The organism is Novosphingobium sp. GW835-FHT14H07 (genome assembly GCF_058793515.1).
On sequence record NZ_JBXAFX010000007.1, the window covers coordinates 110,449 to 128,283 of the forward strand.

Consider the following 17,835-nt stretch of genomic DNA (forward strand, 5'->3'; position numbering starts at 1 on the left):
TTTATGGGCATCATGCCCGCCACATTCAGACACATGGCCCCGCGCATTCCTGCCCAGCCTCGGAAGAGCGCCCACACCGGCGCAAATGGTGGAGGCGTGGTCAAGGCGGTGCTTGGGCCGACCAACACCGGCAAGACCCACCTCGCGATCGAACGTCTCTGCGCGCACTCCTCGGGTGCGATCGGCTTTCCGCTGCGGCTGCTGGCGCGTGAGGTCTATGACCGTGTCTGCGCGATAAAGGGCACTGACAACGTCGCGCTGATCACCGGCGAGGAGAAGATCGAGCCCAAGGGCGCGCGCTGGCATCTCTGCACGGTCGAGGCCATGCCTTCGCGCCCGGATCTTGCCTTCGTCGCGCTGGACGAGGCTCAGCTCTCTGCCGATCCCGAACGCGGCCACGTCTTCACCGATCGCCTGCTGCACACGCGCGGTCGCGAGGAGACGATGCTGCTTGGCTCCTCGACATTGGAGCCGATGATCAAGGCGCTGGTGCCCGAGGCGGAAATCGTCACTCGCCCGCGCTTTTCGACGCTCACGCATGTCGGTGCCAAGAAGCTTTCGCGCATTCCGCCGCGCAGCGCGATTGTCGCCTTCAGTGCCGAGCAGGTCTATGTCATGGCCGAGATGCTGCGGCGCTTCCGCGGCGGTGCGGCGGTGGTCATGGGGGCGCTCAGCCCGCAGACCCGCAATGCCCAGGTGGCGATGTACCAGGCGGGCGAGGTCGACTATCTCGTCGCCACCGATGCCGTGGGCATGGGGCTCAATCTCGATGTCCATCATGTCGCCTTCGCCGGTTTGTCCAAGTTCGACGGCCATCGCCAGCGCCGCCTGACGACAGCGGAAATGGCACAGATCGCCGGCCGCGCCGGGCGGCACCAGCGCGATGGCACTTTCGGCACGTTGGCAGGCGCGGGCGGCACCAATCCTGAATTCACCGACGAGGAAATCTACGCGATCGAGGAACACCGCTTCCCGCCCCTCACCCGCCTGTTCTGGCGCGAGGCGGAGCCACGTTTCGACAGCATTGCAACATTGATCGAGGACCTCGAAAGCCTTCCCCCTCGCCCCGAACTGGCGACGCCTCCGCAGGCTATCGACCTTGCTGTGCTCAAACGCTTGGCCGAAGATGCGGATACGGCATCGAGCGTTCGTGGCAAGCGTGCGGTCGAACGGTTCTGGGACGTCTGCCGCCTGCCTGATTTCCGCTCGCAGGGGGAGGAAACGCACAGCCGCTTCGTCGCCCGCCTGTGGCAGGATCTGCGCCATGGCTATCTCGGCGCGGACTACGTGGCGCAGGCGATCGCCCAGCTCGACAATCCTTCGGGCGATATCGACACGCTGCAGGCTCGAATTTCCGCAATCCGTTCGTGGGCTTACATCGCGCAGCGGCCTGACTGGGTGCTGGCCAAGGACGAAATGTCCGCCCGCGCCCGCGCCGTAGAGGCGCGCCTTTCCGATGCGCTGCACGCGCGGCTGACCGAACGCTTCGTCAATCGCCGCACTGCCGTGCTGATGCGCAAGGCCGGGGCTGACGCATCGCTGCTGCCGGTGCATCTGTCGGACGAGGGCGCGGTACTCGTGGATGACGAGCCGATCGGACATCTTGAGGGCTTCCGCTTCGTAGTCGATCCCCTCGCCCGTGCCGAGGATCGCCGACTGCTGCTGGCTGCCGCCGAGCGCCACTTGCCGGGCCTCCTGCACGATCGCGCCAAGGCGCTGGCCAAAGCCACGCGCGAATCCAGGGGCATCGAGTTCGAGGACACCGCGCTGGTCTGGCAGGACACCGTGGTCGCCAAGCTCGAGCGCGGGCGAACCATGCTGGCCCCTCGGCTCAAGCCCGACGTCGCGCTGGACAGGCTTGCTCCCACCGACAAGGCGGAAGTCGTCGCGGCGCTGGACGGCTGGCTGCAGACGCAGCACCAGCGCCATCTCAAACCCCTGCTTGCGCTCGACGAAGCCAGCCGCGATCCCGCTTCCGGGCCTGAACTGCGCGCGCTGCTGCTCCATCTCGTGGAAGCGGGCGGGGTGCTGGTGCGGGAAGGCTCGGGACTGGACCGGCTCGACGCAGCGCAGCGCCAGCGCCTGAAGAAGCTGGGCGTGCGCATTGGTGCGCTCGACCTGTTCCTGCCCAATGCCTTGCGCCCTGGTGCGATGCAGGCGTGGCACCGGCTGGCGCGCATCTGGGGCAAGCCTGCGCCCCTGCCGCCCGAGACAATGCAGCCGGTTGTCCACGCGAAGATTGCCCCTGCCGGATACCGCAGGCTCGGCAACGAAAGTCTTCGGGTCGATCTTGCCGAGAAGCTGCTCCAGGCGGCGCATGCAACCCGCATGGCCACGAAGGCAAGGCGCGTCTTCCTGGACCCTGCGATTGCCCGCTCGATGAATCTTTCGACCGCCGCTTATGCCGCCTTGCTGCGTGCCGGAGGCTTTCGCGTGCACATGGGGCGCAGCCTGCCCGAAAAGGCATTCGGCCCCCCACATCCGCCATTGTGGGACTGGCGGCCTTTCCGTCGCGAACCTGCGACCGAGCCGGAAAGACCGAAGCCACCACCAACAGGAGCATTTGCCGCGCTCGCCGAACTGGTGGCGCGATAGGAGAGGAGACAGCCTGCTTGCGGATCGACAAGTTCCTCTGGTTCACCCGTTTCGCCGGCAGCCGCGGCCTTGCCCAGGATTGGGTTTCCGCGGGCCACATCCGCCTCAACGGCCGCCGGATCGAGCGATGCAGCGCGGGCGTGAAGATGGGCGACGTGCTCGTCCTGCCGATGCGCAGCCGGGTGACCGTTATCGAGGTTCTGGCGATCCCCGGACGGCGCGGCCCGGCCAGCGAAGCACAATCCTGCTACCGTGTGCTCGAAATTCCTGACCAATCCTCGCCAGACGGGTTGCCGGTTTGATGGCCCCGCTTGACGCCACGGCATAAAGGCCTCTAGCACGGCCTCAAACGAAGACCTGAGGGATCAAATCGCCATGACCTACGTCGTCACCGACGCCTGTATCCGCTGCAAGTTCATGGATTGCGTCGAAGTGTGCCCCGTTGATTGCTTTTACGAGGGCGAGAACATGCTGGTGATCAACCCCAGCGAGTGCATCGACTGCGGCGTGTGCGAACCGGAATGCCCGGCCGAAGCGATTCTGCCCGATACCGAATCCGGGCTCGAGCAGTGGCTTGAACTGAACGCCAAGTATTCGGCAGAGTGGCCGAACATCACCGCCAAGAAGGACGCTCCGGCCGATGCCGACGAGCACAAGGGCGAAGAAGGCAAGTTCGACAAGTACTTCTCCGCCGAGCCCGGCGAAGGCGACTGATTTCAGCACGTTGCAAGGGCCGGTGGCTCCTGCCGCCCTTGCGCTTCCGACCCTCCGCCTGCGCAGCGTAAGGCGTTTGTTGTCTCCGCAACGGAGACAGCAAACGATTTCCGCTGCGCTGCAGTGCGTTCAGGGGTGGTAATTTTGTTGCCGAGATGTTATGTAGGCCGCCAAGCGCCGGTGGGTTCATGCCCGTCCGGCGTCTTTCACCACGAAAAACGGCAGGACAAGAACAGCAACCGGATCGCAAGCCTCGCATGACCGTCGATCCGGCGGGCTCATGTCCATTTCCCCCAAGGCTTCGCTGATCTCCGTTTGCCGGTCCTGCCCGCGTCGAAAGGATTACCAATGGCAGGTAAGGCTCTCGCCTTCGATGTTGGGGACTACGTCGTTTACCCGAAGCATGGTGTCGGCCGGGTGGTCGAACTTCAGGACGAAGAAATTGCCGGCATGAAGCTGCAGCTCTACGTGCTGCGCTTCGAAAAGGAACGCATGACTTTGCGCGTTCCTGTCAACAAGGTCGAAGCGATCGGAATGCGCAAGCTGTCGTCCGACAAGACGCTGCGCGAAGCGCTCGATACTCTCAAGGGCAAGCCCAAGGTCAAGCGCACCATGTGGTCGCGCCGCGCCCAGGAATACGAAGCGAAGATCAACTCAGGTGACCTCGTGTCGATCGCCGAAGTGACGCGCGACCTGTTCCGCGCCGACGATCAGCCGGAGCAGTCCTACTCGGAACGCCAGATCTTCGAAGCGGCTTCCTCGCGCCTCGCCCGCGAACTCGCGGCAATGGAAAAGACCGACGAGCCTGCTGCGCTCAAGAAGATCCTCGCGATCCTCAACGAACACGCGCCGAAGTACTACGAAACGGCCTGATCCGTTTCACGCACTTGCGCATGAAAAGAGGCCTCCGGGAAACCGGGGGCCTTTTTCGTTGCCACTTTTGCGACCAACTTATGGCCCGGCTCCACCAACGACTTGGTCGAGATCGTATCACCGTGTTATATCGGCAATACAGTCAGAAATAGCGTCAGGAGTGACCAAGTCATGTTAAAGAATTTTGCTCGCGCGCTTGCTGGTGTTGCCGTCATGGGTCTGGCCACTGCGCTCGCTGGTTGTGACGGCGGCAATATCTCGTTCAATGGCAAGAAGGGCGTTCCGCTTGCCGATCTCGATCTAAGCGGTGCGGCGCCGACCGGCATTGCCCTGCTCGGTCCCGACAACGTGCGCATCACCCGGGGCGACAAGCTGGCGATCACGGTCGAGGGCGAAGGCGCCGACAAGCTGCGCTTTGCCCTGTCCGAAGGCCAGCTTGGCATCACGCGCGAGGATTGGAAGCTCGGCCAGTCAACCCGCGCGGCTACGGTCAACGTCACGCTTCCGGCGTTGAGCGAGGTCGTGCTGGCCGGATCCGGCAATCTTACAACAGACCAGCTCGGCGGCAGCGATGCCAAGATCACCGTCGCCGGGTCAGGCGTGGTCGAGGCGCGCGCGATCGACGCGCAGAAGCTCGGCATCGACGTGGTCGGTTCGGGCAAGCTGCGCGCGGCGGGCAAGGCCAGGGAATTGAAGATGACTGTCGCCGGCAGCGGCGATGCCGAAATGGACGGGCTGACGGTCGACGATGTCAAGGTCGACGTTGCCGGTTCGGGCAATGCCCGCTTTGCCTCCAACGGACACGTCAACGCCAACATCATGGGTTCGGGCGAAGTGCGTGTTTTCGGCCGCGCTACCTGCAAGGTCAGCGCCATGGGCTCGGGCAAGCTGGTCTGCGAGAATGGCGTCACGCCGAACAGCGATAAGGATACGGCAGGCGCGGCTGACGCCAGCGAAGATGCCGACGGCCAGTGACCTGCAGTGCAACCTGCACCGGATTGACTCCGCGAGAACCAAACTGGTGCAGGTCCTGCTTGCCAAGTGGCTAGGATAGTGGGATTTTTCCCTTGAGGGAGAAGTTCATGCGCCGTCGCCTGACAGGGCTTTCCATTCTGGCGTTCGCGCTTTCCGGCTGCGTCGCCAAAAGCGCGTTCGACCTGGCGACAGCGCCGGTGCGGGTGGGCGCGAAGGCCGTCAACACGACGGCTGGCGTCTACGATCGCATCACGGTCAGCGATTCCGAGCGGGACCAGAAGCGCGGCCGCGAAATCCGCCGCCGTGAAGAGCGCTATGGCAAGCTTGCGCGGCAATACGAAGAGGCGCGCCGCGATTGCAGCCGTGGTGATGATGAGGCCTGCAGTGACGCCCGCAGCATCTATGCCGAGATGGACGCGATGCGGGCCAGCGTGCCCTATGAGGCACGCGACTAAAGCGCTCTAGGCCGCAGCACGGCGCAGGCGGTCGTTGATCGCCACGCCGATGCCTTCGTCGGGAATCGGTGCCACGGCGATAAGCGGTTGCGGCGCCGTCGAGCCTTGATGCAGGCAGGCGTAGAGCCGCGCAGCCGCCTCCGCCAGATCGCCAGCTGCCGACAGCGTCACGTCTCCCGCGATATCGCCGAAGCCGATCATGAACTCCCCTGCCCGCGGCTCCACCGCGTTCAGCCGCACGGGCTTGCCCGGGGCGTAGTGGCTCGCCAGCTGCCCCGGAGCCTCGATCTTTGCTGACGTCATGGCGGCGCTCTGTCCGCCCAGAACCCCGGCAATTTCGGCTTCGGTGATCGGGCCCGGACGCAGGACGGTCCATGACCCATCCGCGCGCAGGCCGACGATCGTGGATTCGATTCCCTGCCGCGTCTCGCCGCCATCGAGAATCAGTTCGACGCGGTCACCCAGAGATGCCGCGACATGGGCTGCGCTGGTCGGGCTCACCCCGCCCGAGCGATTCGCCGATGGTGCGGCGAGTGGCAATCCACAGGTTTTCAACAGGGCCTGCATTACCGGATGTGCCGGACAACGCAGGGCCACGGTGGGCAATCCGGCGCTGACGGCGGGCGCCAATCGTGCACCCTCGCGCAAGGGCAGGACAATGGTCAGCGCACCGGGCCAGAAGGCCTTCGCCAGGCTCGTCGCGCGCCTGTCAAACAGAGCAAGAGCTTCGGCGGCCGTAACGTCGGGCACGTGCACGATCAGCGGGTTGAAATCGGGCCGGCCCTTGGCGCGGTAGATCCCGGCCACCGCCGCATCGTCGTCGGCGCGGGCGGCCAAGCCATAGACCGTCTCGGTCGGCACGGCGACCGTCCCGCCGCGCGTGATGACCTGCGCGGCGAGCTCGAGTCCTCGGGCGTCGGACAGATGCACTTTGGAAGGCTTTGTCGGCTCCATCAGGCTCGCTATAGGGAGACCCAGGCTCCGCGCCAAGCGCACATGCCCTGCGCCTGAAATTGCGCGAGACAGGAGAGGACGATGACTTTCACGCCGCCCACCGCCGACCAGCTTCTCGCCATCCGCGTGAGCGCCGGGATCGACGAACTGGCCCAGAGCGAACGCTTTGCCGCTGCCACGCCCGATCTGGTCGAGGCGATCGTCGAAGGCATTGGCGCATTCGCTGCGGGCGAATGGGCGCCGCTGCACCGCGCGGGCGACCAGATCGGCGCGAAGTGGCGCGATGGCGAGGTGACACTGCCCCCCGGCTATGTCGACGCTTACAAGGCCTTCGTCGAGCAGGGCTGGAACTCGATCGCGGGGTCCACGGAATTTGGCGGTCAGGGACTGCCGTTCACGCTGGCCACTGCCACTCTCGAAACGCTGGGCGCGGCCAACATGGGCTTCACCCTGCTACCGATGCTCACCGTTGGCGCGATCGAGGCGCTGGAACATCACGGCAGCGACGCGCAAAAGGCCATGTACCTGCCCAAGCTGATCAGCGGCGAGTGGTCGGGCACGATGAACCTGACCGAGCCGCAGGCCGGCTCCGATGTTGGCGCGCTGCGTACCACCGCCACGCCGATCACCGAAGGGCCTCACGCCGGCAAGTGGCGCATCGCCGGGACCAAGATCTACATCACTTTCGGCGAGCATGATGCCGCCGCCAACGTGGTCCACCTCGTTCTCGCCCGCACGCCGGGCGCGCCCGAGGGTTCACGCGGCATTTCGCTGTTCATCGTTCCGAAGTTTCACGTGGAACAGGACGGATCGCTCGGTGCCCGCAACGATGTCCGCTGCGTCTCGATCGAGCACAAGCTCGGCATCCACGCCTCGCCCACCTGTGTCATGAGCTATGGCGACGATGGCGAATGCATCGGCGAGATGGTCGGCCACGAGAACGGCGGCTTGCGGGCCATGTTCACGATGATGAACTCGGCCCGCATCAATGTCGGCAGCCAGGGCGTGCAGATCGCCGAGCGCGCCTTCCAGCAGGCGCGGGCCTATGCGCGTGACCGTGTGCAGTCGGCCCGCGCCGGTTCGGCCGACAAGGCCCCGGTCGCGATCATCGAGCATCCCGACGTCCGCCGCATGCTGATGCGCATGCGGGCGCTGACCGAAGGCAGTCGTGCCCTGCTCTACTACACCGCAGGCCAGGTCGATCGCGGTGCGCTCGGCAACGACGCGGCGCAGAAGCGCGCGGAACTGCTCGTGCCGATGCTCAAGGCGTGGGGCACCGATATCGGATGCGAAGTCGCCAGCCTCGGCATTCAGGTCCACGGCGGCATGGGCTTCATCGAGGAGACTGGCGCTGCCCAGCACCTGCGCGATTCACGGATTGCTCCGATCTACGAGGGCACCAACGGCATCCAGGCGGCGGATCTCGTCACGCGCAAGCTCGGATACGAAAACGGCGGCGTGCTGCAGGCGCTGATGGCCGAGATCGCGTCGGAAATGGAAGACGTCCCCGAAGTCGCCGCGCTCGCCAGGGACGCGGCGGCCATTGGCCAATGGATGAGCACTACTGCCTCGCTGGACGACAAGCTGGCGGGCTCGGTGCCCTTCACCACGATGTGCGCCGTCGCCGTCGCCGGTTGGCAGCTGGCACGCCAGTCGCGCGCGTCCGACCTGCACGGCAAGATCGCGGTCACCAAGTTCTTCAACCGCGTGATCGTGCCCGAAGCGCGAGGCCTCGGCTCCTCCGCCATGGCGGGTGCAGCGCTGCTCTACGATCTCGACAGCGAGGCGCTTGCGGGATAACCGCCGGCCCGATAATCGGCTGGGCATGACCGCAGCCCTGCTCACCCGCATAGCCGAGGCGCTGGAGCGCCTTGCCCCGCCGCGCGAGGCCAGCGCCGATTGGCTGGCCTTCCCCGCCTATGTCTGGGACGGCAAGGCGGCGCGGGGGATCGATCCGCTGGAAGCGCCGGCGCTCGACCTGATGCAGGGAATCGACAAGCAGAAGGCGGCAGTGGTCGAAAACGTCGCACGGCTTTCGCGCGGCGCTGCATCGCACGACATGTTGCTGTGGGGCGCGCGCGGCATGGGCAAATCGGCCCTGCTGCGGGCGGCGACGCTGGCAGCGCAGACCGCTCTGCCCGGATCCATCGCGCTGGTGCAGGCGAGCCCGGACGCTGGCCTCGCCGATCTCTTCGCCATCCTGCGCAAGGTCGATCGTCGCTTCCTCGTCTTCCTGGACGATCTCGGATTTGACGCCTCCGACAGCGATGGCGCGCGCAAGTTGCGTTCGTGGCTGGAGGGTGGCGTGGAGGCACGCCCGGCCAACGTGCGCCTGGCAGTAACGTCGAACCGCCGCGCGATTGTGGAGCGCCATCTTTCCGAGCAGGACGATCCGATCAACCCGCGCGACGTTGTGGATGACCGGCTGGCTCTTGCCGACCGCTTCGGCCTCAGCCTCGGCTTCCACAACTGCACGCAGGACGATTACCTCGCCATCATCGCCGGCTACGCGGCGCACTTCGGCCTGGCTTACGAGGAAGGCGACGCGCTGGAATGGTCAAAGCGCCGGGGTGGCCGCTCCGGCCGCGTGGCGTGGCAGTACGTCAACGAGCTGGCGGGCCGAGCTGGTCGGTCGCTCTGACGAGCCCACCCCGCCGCGACTGACTTCACTGCGTTCAGAAAGTCTCGCGGCCCTTCCGCAGGCAGGAGGGGGCGGGGTGGGCAAAAGCGCTTACTGCTGAGGTTTCATCAGGTCCGAATCAGCGTTGGGTTTCATGATGAACTTGCCGGTGCCCTTGGGCTGCGGCGGTGCCGTACGAGTCGGGAGCGGCGTTATGGCGGCAGCTGGCTTCGCCCCCGGAGCCGAGACTCGCCAGATCACGCCACCGGTATCGTCGCTGACCAGCAGCGCGCCGTCCTTCGCAAAGGCAACCCAAGTCGGACGGCCACGCGCCTTGTCGTCATCGGTCAGGAAGCCGGTCAGCACCGGCACCGGCGGATTGGGCAGGACGTTGCCGCGCGTGTCGAACTTCACGAAGACAACATCGTAGCCCGAAAGCGGACGGCGGTTCCATGACCCGTGGCGCGCAACGAACGCACCCTGCTGGAACTTGTCGCCCATCAGGTTGCCACCCTTCGCAAAGGCAAGCCCCAGCGGGGCAGTGTGTGCGCCAAGGCCGTATTCAGGCTTGCGCACGTAATCGAGCATGTATTCCGGCATCGGTGCCGTCACGCGCTGGTCGATGTTGTTCTTCCAGTAGACCCACGGCCAGCCATAGTTCGCGCCAAACGGTACGTTGGTGAGATAATCGGGCACGAGGTCCGACCCGAGCATGTCGCGCTCGTTGACCACGGTCCACAGCTCTTCACTGTAGGGATTGAAGTCCAGACCATTGGGGTTGCGCAGCCCGCCTGCGTACTCGAACGACTTCTTCTTGGCGAAATCGTACTGGTGGATCGAAGCACGGCGATATTCGGTCTCGATGCCCTCTTCGGCAATGTTCGAGGCCGAGCCGACCGTGACGAACAGCTTGGAACCGTCCGGCGCAAGCAGGAGGTTGCGGGCCCAGTGGTTGCCGCCGCCCGGCAGGTCCATCAGCTTCTCGGGGCTGCCCGTCAGCGCGGTCTGCCCCAGCTCATACGGGAACGAGAGCACTGCGTTGTGGTTTGCCACCAGCAGGCGACCTTCGCGGAAGGCCATGCCAAATGGCGAATCCAGCGCCGGATTCTCCATCACGAAGCGCTGCTCGGCCTTGCCGTCGCCATCGCCATCGCGCAGCAGCACGATCTTGTTGGGCGAAGGGCCGCCAGCGCCAACCTTCTTGAACAGATACCCCATCACGACTCCGGTGATGCCTTCGACCTTGCGCGGCGGCGAATTGGTCTCGGCAACCAGCACGTCCCCGTTGGGCAGGGTCACCACGGTGCGGGGGTGATCGAGCTTGTCGGCAAAGCGCGTGACCTGCAGACCCTGCGCCGCGACCGGAGCCTCGCCGTCCTTCCAGCCAATCGGATCGGCCGTCTTGATCGTCGGGATTGTCTGGCCGTCGGGTCGCGCCAGCTTGGGTTTCGGTCCCGAGGTTTCGTTGAGCGTGTACTCGGCCGGGGACCCGTGAATTGACCAGGCAACCCAGGCGGCGATGATGGCGACGATCACGAGCAGCGCGATCAGCAGTTTCTTGAGGAGCTTCATGGCCCGGAATCTAGGCCTGACCGTGTCTCAGAGCAATGGCACACCTGTGCGAAGTTGCGCGGCGCGACTTTTCGGACCGGTTACGCTAGATACCTTGCCATGTTCACATTCGCACCCACAGACGGCCAGAGCCGCGCCGAACTCCACACCGATCTTCTCGAAGCCGCCAAGGCCCTCACTGAAGGCGAGCCCGACGGTATCGCCAACATGGCCAATCTGGCGGCGCTGATCTGGCAATACCTGCCGGATCTGAACTGGGCAGGCTTCTACCGCATGGTCGGCGGGGAGCTTGTGCTTGGCCCCTTCATCGGCAAGCCCGCCTGCATCCGCATCGCGCTCGGCTCGGGCGTTTGCGGCACGGCGGCAGCAACCGCGACGACCCAGCTCGTGCCGGATGTGCACGCCTTTCCGGGCCACATTGCCTGCGATGCGGCGAGCCGCTCCGAACTGGTCGTGCCGGTGATTCGCGATGGCGCGGTTATTGCGGTGATTGATCTCGACAGCCCCTCGCCCGACCGTTTCGACGAGGACGACGCGCGCGGGATCGAGGCGCTTGCCGCAGCAATCGCGGCTCGTATCTGATCCTGCATCTGATTCCTGCCCCGATTCGGGACAGGCGGCACTCTCGCGCGCCGGAAACCTTGGTTTTATGCGGGTCCTGATGGTAAGTTTGCGGTTAACGAACCTTTTCAGGGGCAAACCGCATGCTTCGTCGTCTCTTGATCGCAGCCGTTGCGCTGGGTGCCGTGTCATCTCCGGCACTGGCTGGTGAACACCCTCATCCCGGTCCGGTCAGCGGTGGCTGGCAGGGCGGTTACACCGGCGGCTATTACGGCGGTGCGGCAGGCCCCGTCTACTATCCGCCAATGATCGGCGCGCCCTACCCAACGGTGGTGATGAGCCAGCCTGTGGTCGATGCGCCGCCCCCTCCCCCGCCGCCGCAGGGATACTATCCCAACGCCTACCCGCAGCCAGATCCGCGTTGGGCCGAAATGAATGAACGCTGCGCCAAGGTCTATGGTGACAAGGGTGTCGGCGGCGCGCTGCTAGGCGGCGTGATCGGCGGCGTGGCGGGCAACCGCATTGCCGGAAAGGGCGATCGCGTGCTCGGCACTGTCGCAGGCGCTGCCGTTGGCGCAGTGGCGGGTAACGTGATCGACAAGGCCGAGGACAAGAGCCTGCGCCGCGAATGCGACGACTATTTCGCCTCGCTTCCGCCGCAGCCTTATCCCGGCGGGCCTTATCCCGGAGGCTATCCGGGCTACTATCCCGGTTACGCGCCCTACGGATATGTGATGGTCCCGGTCATGCTTCCGCCGCAGAAGCCCTGCGTCGAGAAAACCGTCGTCACCGAAACCTGGGTCGAGACAAAGCGCGCCCGCGTGGTCCCCCGCCGTCCGGTCGTCCGCGACAAGCGGGTCAAGGAAAAGCGCGTCTACACCGGCTGAACCCCAGCAGTGCTCAAAGCGAAAGGGCCCGCCCTCCGGCTTGGAGAGCGGGCTCTTCCTATTTCCAGGCGGGGGCCAGACCCACAACCGATCAGAGCTTGCGCCCGATCAGCTCCTTCATGATCTCGTTGGTGCCGCCGAAGATGCGCGTCACGCGCGCGCCGCGCCATGCACGGGCAATCGCGTATTCGTTCATGTAGCCGGCGCCGCCATGGAGCTGCAGGCACTTGTCCATCACTTCCCACTGCAGTTCGGTGTGCCAAAGCTTGGCGGCAGCACCTTCTTCGGGGGTGAGTTCGCGCTTCAGATGCCGCGCCAGGGCCCAATCGAGGTGTGCCCAGCCCACCTGCAGCTTCGCCTTGATGTCGGCCAGCGTGAAGCGGGTATTCTGGAAGTCGAGGATCGGCTTGCCGAATGCCTTGCGCTCGCGGGTGAACTCCACCGTATCGTCAAAAGCCTTCTGCGCCGACGCCTGCGCACTGACGGCAATCGACAGGCGCTCCTGCGGCAGTTCGCTCATCAGGTAGATGAAGCCCTTGCCCTCCTCACCAAGGCAGTTGGTGATCGGAACGCGCACGTCCTCGAAGAACAGCTCCGAGGTATCGGCTTCGTCCTGGCCGATCTTGTCGAGGTTGCGACCACGCTTGAAGCCCTCACGGTCGGCTTCGACCAGCACGATCGAAACGCCCTTCCATGCGGGCTGCACATCGGTGTCGGTCTTGCAGCACACCAGGATCAGGTCGGCGTTCTGGCCATTGGTGATGTAGGTCTTCGACCCGTTGATCACATAGTGGTTGCCGTCTTTCTTCGCGGTGGTCTTCATGCCCTGAAGGTCCGAGCCGGTGCCCGGTTCAGTCATGGCGATGGCGGTGATCACCTCGCCCGAGACCATCTTGGGCAGCCACTTCTTCTTCTGCTCTTCGGAGCCGTAGGAGACGATGTAGTTGACCACGATGTCGGACTGCAGCGAGAAGCCGGTGGCCACGCGGCCATAGTAGGCGCTCTCTTCGTCGACGATGGCGTTGTAGCCGAAGTCGAGGCCGAGCCCGCCGTATTCCTCGGGCACCGTCGGGCACAGCAGGCCAAGCTCACCTGCCTTGGGCCAGATGCTCTTGGGCACGATGCCAGCTTCGGCCCATTCGTTCGCGTGCGGGGCGACTTCGTCCTGCAGAAAGCGGCGGACGGTCTGGCGGAAGGCTTCGTGGTCTTCGTTGTAGGCTGTGCGCGGGATCAGGTCGAGCGACATGGCCAATCTCTCCGGTTCTGGTTGTTTGCACGCAGCCTATGCGCACAGCCCCATCCCGGTCAACGAGAATTAATCGACCAATTAATGTCCGATGGTCCAGGCAGTGCTGACGCCGTGACGTCATCACAGGCCAACAATTTCAGATATTTAGAACTCACCGCCCGTCAGGCGCTGGCAGATCAGGTCCAGCTGGTCGAGGTTCTTGTAGCGAATCGTCACCGCGCCGGTCGTCGGATCGGAGTCCGGCTGGATCGTGACCTTGAGCCCGAGGAAGTCCTCTAGGTGCTGCTGGATCGCTGCCAGATCCGCCGCGCCCACCGGATCCTTGCCTGCGCGAGCCTGGCGACGCTGGCCTTCGGGCCGCGACGCCTTGCGCGCCAGCTTCTCGACATCGCGAACCGAAAGGTCCTTGGCCACCACTTCGCGTGCCAGCCCGATCGGATCGGGTGCGTTGATCAGCGCGCGGGCATGGCCCATCGACAGTTCGCTGCGCACCACCATGTCGAGCACTTCATCGGGCAGCCCGAGCAGGCGCATCATGTTGGCGACGTGGCTGCGTGACTTGTCCACGAACTTGGCGATATCGTTCTGCGTCAGGCCCTCGCTGTCGGCCAGGCGCTGATAGGCCCGAGCTTCTTCGACCGGGTTGAGATCCTCGCGCTGCAGGTTCTCGATCAGCGCCAGCGCGGCAACATCGCGGTCATCCAGCTTGCGCACGATCGCTGGAATCTCGTGAACCTGCGCCTTCTGCGCCGCACGCCAGCGCCGCTCACCAGCCACAAGCTGATATCGTCCGCCCGGCAATGGCCGCACGACCACCGGCTGGATCACGCCGCGTGCCGCGATCGACTGCGCCAGCTCTTCAAGCGCGTCTTCATCAAAATGCCGGCGCGGCTGTTCCGGATGCGGCTCGATCGACGCTACTGTCAGCAGCGCCAGCCCGCCGTCCCGGCTCTCGGCGACATCCGCGGGCGAAACCGAGATGCGCGCGATTGGCTCCTCGCGCCGCACTTCACCCATCAGTGCGCCAAGGCCACGGCCAAGCCCGGTCCGGCGTGCCGGTGCTTTCACTGCGTCTTCGCCGCTCATGCCGCTTGTCTCCTCTCGGGCAGGCGACCGATCAGTTCGCGCGCCAGTTTCATGTAGGCCTGCGATCCGGGGCAGGCATGGTCATAGATCAGCGCCGGCAACCCGTGGCTCGGCGCTTCCGACAAGCGCACGTTGCGCGGAATCACGCTCTCGAACACCAGATCGCGCAGGCACGAACGCACGTCATCGGCGACCTGGTCGGTCAGGCGGTTGCGCCGGTCATACATGGTCAGCACGATGCCAAGGATGCCCAGGTCCGGATTGAACCGCTCCTGCACCCGCTCCACCGTCTGCAACAATTGACTCAACCCTTCGAGCGCGAAGAACTCGCATTGCAGCGGCACCAGGATCGTGTCCGCCGCGGTAAGGGCATTGAGCGTCAGCAACCCGAGCGACGGCGGGCAATCGATCAAGCAGATGTCATGCCCGGTATCGCCATTGAGCACCTTGCGCAGGCGATGGGTGCGGTCCTCGACACTGACCAGCTCCACTTCCGCGCCGGACAGATCGACCGTCGCAGGTACGATATCCAGGCCCGGGATGCGTGTCGCCATCAGGCAATCGGCGACCGAAGCCTGATCGATCAGCAAGTCATAGGAAGATCGCTCACGTTCACCCGCCGCGATACCGATGCCCGTCGAGCAGTTGCCCTGCGGATCGAGATCGACCAGCAGCGTCTTCCACCCCGTTGCCGCGAGTGCGGTGGCGATGTTGATCGCCGTAGTGGTCTTGCCCACTCCGCCCTTCTGGTTTGCGACCGCGATCGTGATCATTTGCGTTTGCCCTTGGCGTTCGAGGGGCGCGGTGGACTGCCGCCGAGAAGCCGGCCGCAGATCACACCAGCGTTCGCATCCGTCAGCGATTGTTCCACGTGGAACATGTGATTCCATGATTCGGGGAGCATCTGCAATTCTTGCGCTGCCCCTGCCCCTTTCGGCAACAGCCAGACCGTGTCCGGTGTGGAAAAGCGTGCGGAAAGAGTGACCAGCTTGTCCAGAGGCGCAAATGCCCGAGCAGAAATGACCGCATGCGGACCGGATGGAAGGTCCTCTACCCGCGACAGCACAACGCGGACATTGCCTAGCCCCAGTACATCTGCTGCGCGCTGAAGCCACTCGGTGCGAAGGCGCCGGGAATCTACCAGTGTCACCGGCCGTTGAGGTTGCAGCGCAGCGATGGCGAGGCCCGGAAAGCCCGCACCGGTGCCAAGATCGAGCCACTCCCCCGCTGGAAGTGTTTCACGTGAAACATGCAGCAACTGGGCGGAATCAACAATATGGCGCACCCACACGTGCGGCAACGTTCCTCTCGCCACGAGGTTCTGCCGCTCGTTCTCTTCCAGCAGCAGCGACACCAGATGGGCCAATCGCTCCATGGTGGCAGCGTCTACCTCCAGCCCATCGCGCAACCATGCCTGCGCTTCAGCTTCGGTTGCGATCGTCATGCCAGAATCCTCCGCCGCGCGTGAACCAGCAGACTGGCGAGCGCTGCCGGGGTGATTCCGGCAATGCGACCGGCAGCAGCAAGGGTGTCAGGCTGAGCCTTCTCCAGTCGCTCGACCATCTCGCGCGACAGGCCGGGCACTTCAGCGAAGGGGAAGCCCTCCCCCAAGGGGACATGTTCCGACGCACGCAGGTCACGCAGCTCAGCCTCCTGCCGTGCGAGGTACGGCGCGTAAGCTGCGTCCTCCTCAATCTCCTCGGCAAGGAATGGATCGAAGGTCTCATCGCCTATCCAAGGCCGCAAGGTTTCGAGCGTCACTTCAGGAAAGCGCAGCCATTCTGTCAGTGAGCGTCGCGCTCCATCCGCGCCAACCGTAATGCCGACGCGGCCGAGTTCAGTAGGCGTTGCTGTCTGCGCCAGCGCCTCTTCCAGCCGTCCCCGCATCGCCTGTCGCGCTTCGAACCACTGGGCTCGCTCATCAGCGATGCACCCGACCGCCAGGCCGATCGGCGTCAGCCGCGAACTCGCATTGTTGGCCCGCAGGCGGAGGCGATACTCGGCCCGTGCCGTCAGCATCCGGTAGGGCTCGCTCACGCCGTGCAGGGTCAGGTCATCGACCATCACTGCCATGTAGCTGTTGGCGCGATCGAGCTCCGGAGCTTCACGTCCCAGCACCGCCGCGGCGGCATGCATTCCGGCGACGAGCCCCTGCGCCGCGGCTTCCTCGTACCCGGTCGTGCCGTTGATCTGGCCGGCGCAGTAGAGGCCTGGAATCGCCTTGACCTCAAGGCTCCGGCGCAGCGCGCGCGGATCGATGTGGTCGTACTCGACAGCGTAGCCGGGCACGGTGATCTCGGCCTGCTCCAGCCCTTCCATCGAACGGATCATCGCCACCTGCACATCCGTCGGCAGCGAGGTGGAGACTCCATTTGGATAGACGGTCGGGTCGTCCAGCCCTTCTGGTTCCAGGAAGACCTGATGCCCGTCACGGTCGCCGAAGCGATGGATCTTGTCCTCGATCGACGGGCAATAGCGCGGACCCTGTGCGCCGATGGCACCGGTGAAGAGCGGAGACCGATCCAGCCCTGCCCGGATGATGTCGTGCGTCCGTTCGTTGGTCCGGGCGATGGCGCAGAACACCTGCGGCAGCGGACGGGCCTTGGTCAGCGGCGACATCGTCCACGGGTCGGCATCGCTCGGCTGCTCAGGCAGGCGTGCCCAATCGATGGTCCGACCGTCGATACGTGGCGGCGTCCCGGTCTTCAGGCGCGCCATCGGCAGGTCGGCTGCCCGCAACTGCTGAGCGAGGCGATGCGCCGAACTTTCCCCGATCCGGCCGCCGTCCATGCGCTCCTCGCCGCGGAACAGGCGCCCGCCCAGGAACGTGCCGGTGCACAGGACGACCGCCCTGCCATGCAGTCGCGAGCCGTCGGCCAGGTCTACGCCGGCAACTCGCCCGTTTTCGAGATGGAGCGCTGCAGCCTCGCCCCCGACAAGCGTCAGGTTCGGCTGTGCGGCGATCATCATCTGGATTGCCGCTTTGAAGCGCTTGCGGTCCGCCTGCACGCGCGGTCCCTGCACCGCGCTGCCCTTCGACCTGTTCAGCATGCGGTAGTGGATGGCGCCCGCGTCGGCTGCGCGCGCGATCAGGCCGTCAAAGGCATCGACCTCGCGAACCAAGTGGCCCTTGCCTAGGCCGCCAATCGCCGGGTTGCAGCTCATTGCGCCAACCGTTGCAGGATCGAACGAGACCAGAGCGGTGCGTGCACCCATTCGCGCCGCAACGGCGGCCGCCTCGACGCCGGCATGTCCGCCGCCGACCACGATGATGTCGAATTGCTGCATGAGTGG

Annotated in this window: 17 protein-coding genes; 10 read left to right on the forward strand and 7 right to left on the reverse strand. The window is 65.0% G+C overall.

The annotated features are described in order from the left end of the window. The first annotated feature begins 33 nt into the window (after window positions 1-33). The 6 genes from AC1Q5P_RS08755 (at window position 34) to AC1Q5P_RS08780 (ending at window position 5,612) form a co-directional block, all read left to right on the forward strand. Window positions 34-2,595: a helicase-related protein gene (locus tag AC1Q5P_RS08755; protein ID WP_492518727.1), complete on the forward strand. Its 2,562-nt coding sequence runs from the start codon at window positions 34-36 to the stop codon at window positions 2,593-2,595. Window positions 2,596-2,612: 17 nt separating this feature from the next. Continuing rightward, on the forward strand, window positions 2,613-2,897 hold the full coding sequence (locus AC1Q5P_RS08760) for an RNA-binding S4 domain-containing protein (RefSeq protein ID WP_230487733.1): 285 nt from the start codon (window positions 2,613-2,615) through the stop codon (window positions 2,895-2,897). A gap of 73 nt (window positions 2,898-2,970) precedes the next feature. Continuing rightward, window positions 2,971-3,309 carry a ferredoxin FdxA gene (fdxA, locus tag AC1Q5P_RS08765; RefSeq protein ID WP_011443786.1) on the forward strand — a complete coding sequence of 113 codons (339 nt, stop codon included), beginning with the start codon at window positions 2,971-2,973 and terminating at the stop codon, window positions 3,307-3,309. Between the two features lie 348 nt (window positions 3,310-3,657). Then, window positions 3,658-4,182 carry a CarD family transcriptional regulator gene (locus AC1Q5P_RS08770; protein WP_011443787.1) on the forward strand — a complete coding sequence of 175 codons (525 nt, stop codon included), beginning with the start codon at window positions 3,658-3,660 and terminating at the stop codon, window positions 4,180-4,182. A gap of 171 nt (window positions 4,183-4,353) precedes the next feature. Continuing rightward, window positions 4,354-5,157, forward strand: coding sequence for a head GIN domain-containing protein (locus AC1Q5P_RS08775; RefSeq protein WP_231735384.1), 804 nt, complete (start codon window positions 4,354-4,356; stop codon window positions 5,155-5,157). 107 nt (window positions 5,158-5,264) lie between these two features. Then, window positions 5,265-5,612 (forward strand): hypothetical protein, encoded by a 348-nt coding sequence (locus AC1Q5P_RS08780; protein ID WP_039333198.1) that lies wholly within the window; start codon window positions 5,265-5,267, stop codon window positions 5,610-5,612. A gap of 6 nt (window positions 5,613-5,618) precedes the next feature. On the opposite strand, the gene AC1Q5P_RS08785 is transcribed toward AC1Q5P_RS08780, so the two are convergent. After that, entirely contained in the window at window positions 5,619-6,566 is a 948-nt protein-coding gene (locus tag AC1Q5P_RS08785; RefSeq protein WP_492518728.1) for an L-threonylcarbamoyladenylate synthase, read from the reverse strand. Between the two features lie 81 nt (window positions 6,567-6,647). Here AC1Q5P_RS08785 and AC1Q5P_RS08790 point away from each other — a divergent pair, with 81 nt between their 5' ends. Both AC1Q5P_RS08790 and AC1Q5P_RS08795 read left to right on the forward strand, forming a co-directional pair. Further along, window positions 6,648-8,366, forward strand: a complete 1,719-nt coding sequence (locus tag AC1Q5P_RS08790) for an acyl-CoA dehydrogenase family protein (RefSeq protein WP_492518729.1) — start codon at window positions 6,648-6,650, stop codon at window positions 8,364-8,366. A gap of 25 nt (window positions 8,367-8,391) precedes the next feature. Beyond that, on the forward strand, window positions 8,392-9,207 hold the full coding sequence (locus tag AC1Q5P_RS08795) for a DUF815 domain-containing protein (RefSeq protein WP_039333191.1): 816 nt from the start codon (window positions 8,392-8,394) through the stop codon (window positions 9,205-9,207). 90 nt (window positions 9,208-9,297) lie between these two features. On the opposite strand, the gene AC1Q5P_RS08800 is transcribed toward AC1Q5P_RS08795, so the two are convergent. Next, on the reverse strand, window positions 9,298-10,758 hold the full coding sequence (locus AC1Q5P_RS08800; protein ID WP_492518730.1) for a PQQ-dependent sugar dehydrogenase: 1,461 nt from the start codon (window positions 10,756-10,758) through the stop codon (window positions 9,298-9,300). A 99-nt stretch (window positions 10,759-10,857) separates the two neighbouring features. Here AC1Q5P_RS08800 and AC1Q5P_RS08805 point away from each other — a divergent pair, with 99 nt between their 5' ends. Both AC1Q5P_RS08805 and AC1Q5P_RS08810 read left to right on the forward strand, forming a co-directional pair. Further along, window positions 10,858-11,340 (forward strand): GAF domain-containing protein, encoded by a 483-nt coding sequence (locus tag AC1Q5P_RS08805; RefSeq protein WP_193827389.1) that lies wholly within the window; start codon window positions 10,858-10,860, stop codon window positions 11,338-11,340. A gap of 122 nt (window positions 11,341-11,462) precedes the next feature. Continuing rightward, complete coding sequence (locus tag AC1Q5P_RS08810; protein WP_492518731.1) at window positions 11,463-12,206, forward strand: glycine zipper 2TM domain-containing protein; 744 nt, start codon at window positions 11,463-11,465, stop codon at window positions 12,204-12,206. A gap of 91 nt (window positions 12,207-12,297) precedes the next feature. Here AC1Q5P_RS08810 and AC1Q5P_RS08815 read toward each other — a convergent pair whose 3' ends face one another. The 5 genes from AC1Q5P_RS08815 to mnmG form a co-directional block, all read right to left on the reverse strand. Continuing rightward, window positions 12,298-13,452: an acyl-CoA dehydrogenase family protein gene (locus AC1Q5P_RS08815; RefSeq protein ID WP_039333185.1), complete on the reverse strand. Its 1,155-nt coding sequence runs from the start codon at window positions 13,450-13,452 to the stop codon at window positions 12,298-12,300. Window positions 13,453-13,599: 147 nt separating this feature from the next. Further along, window positions 13,600-14,541 carry a ParB/RepB/Spo0J family partition protein gene (locus tag AC1Q5P_RS08820; protein ID WP_039333183.1) on the reverse strand — a complete coding sequence of 314 codons (942 nt, stop codon included), beginning with the start codon at window positions 14,539-14,541 and terminating at the stop codon, window positions 13,600-13,602. Then, window positions 14,538-15,314, reverse strand: a complete 777-nt coding sequence (locus AC1Q5P_RS08825; RefSeq protein ID WP_039333181.1) for a ParA family protein — start codon at window positions 15,312-15,314, stop codon at window positions 14,538-14,540. The genes AC1Q5P_RS08820 and AC1Q5P_RS08825 overlap by 4 nt, the downstream gene beginning before the upstream one ends. Further along, on the reverse strand, window positions 15,311-15,985 hold the full coding sequence (gene rsmG, locus AC1Q5P_RS08830) for a 16S rRNA (guanine(527)-N(7))-methyltransferase RsmG (protein ID WP_039333179.1): 675 nt from the start codon (window positions 15,983-15,985) through the stop codon (window positions 15,311-15,313). Before rsmG ends, AC1Q5P_RS08825 begins: the two co-directional genes overlap by 4 nt. After that, complete coding sequence (gene mnmG / locus AC1Q5P_RS08835; RefSeq protein ID WP_492518732.1) at window positions 15,982-17,829, reverse strand: tRNA uridine-5-carboxymethylaminomethyl(34) synthesis enzyme MnmG; 1,848 nt, start codon at window positions 17,827-17,829, stop codon at window positions 15,982-15,984. Before mnmG ends, rsmG begins: the two co-directional genes overlap by 4 nt. Between the last annotated feature and the right edge of the window lie 6 nt (window positions 17,830-17,835).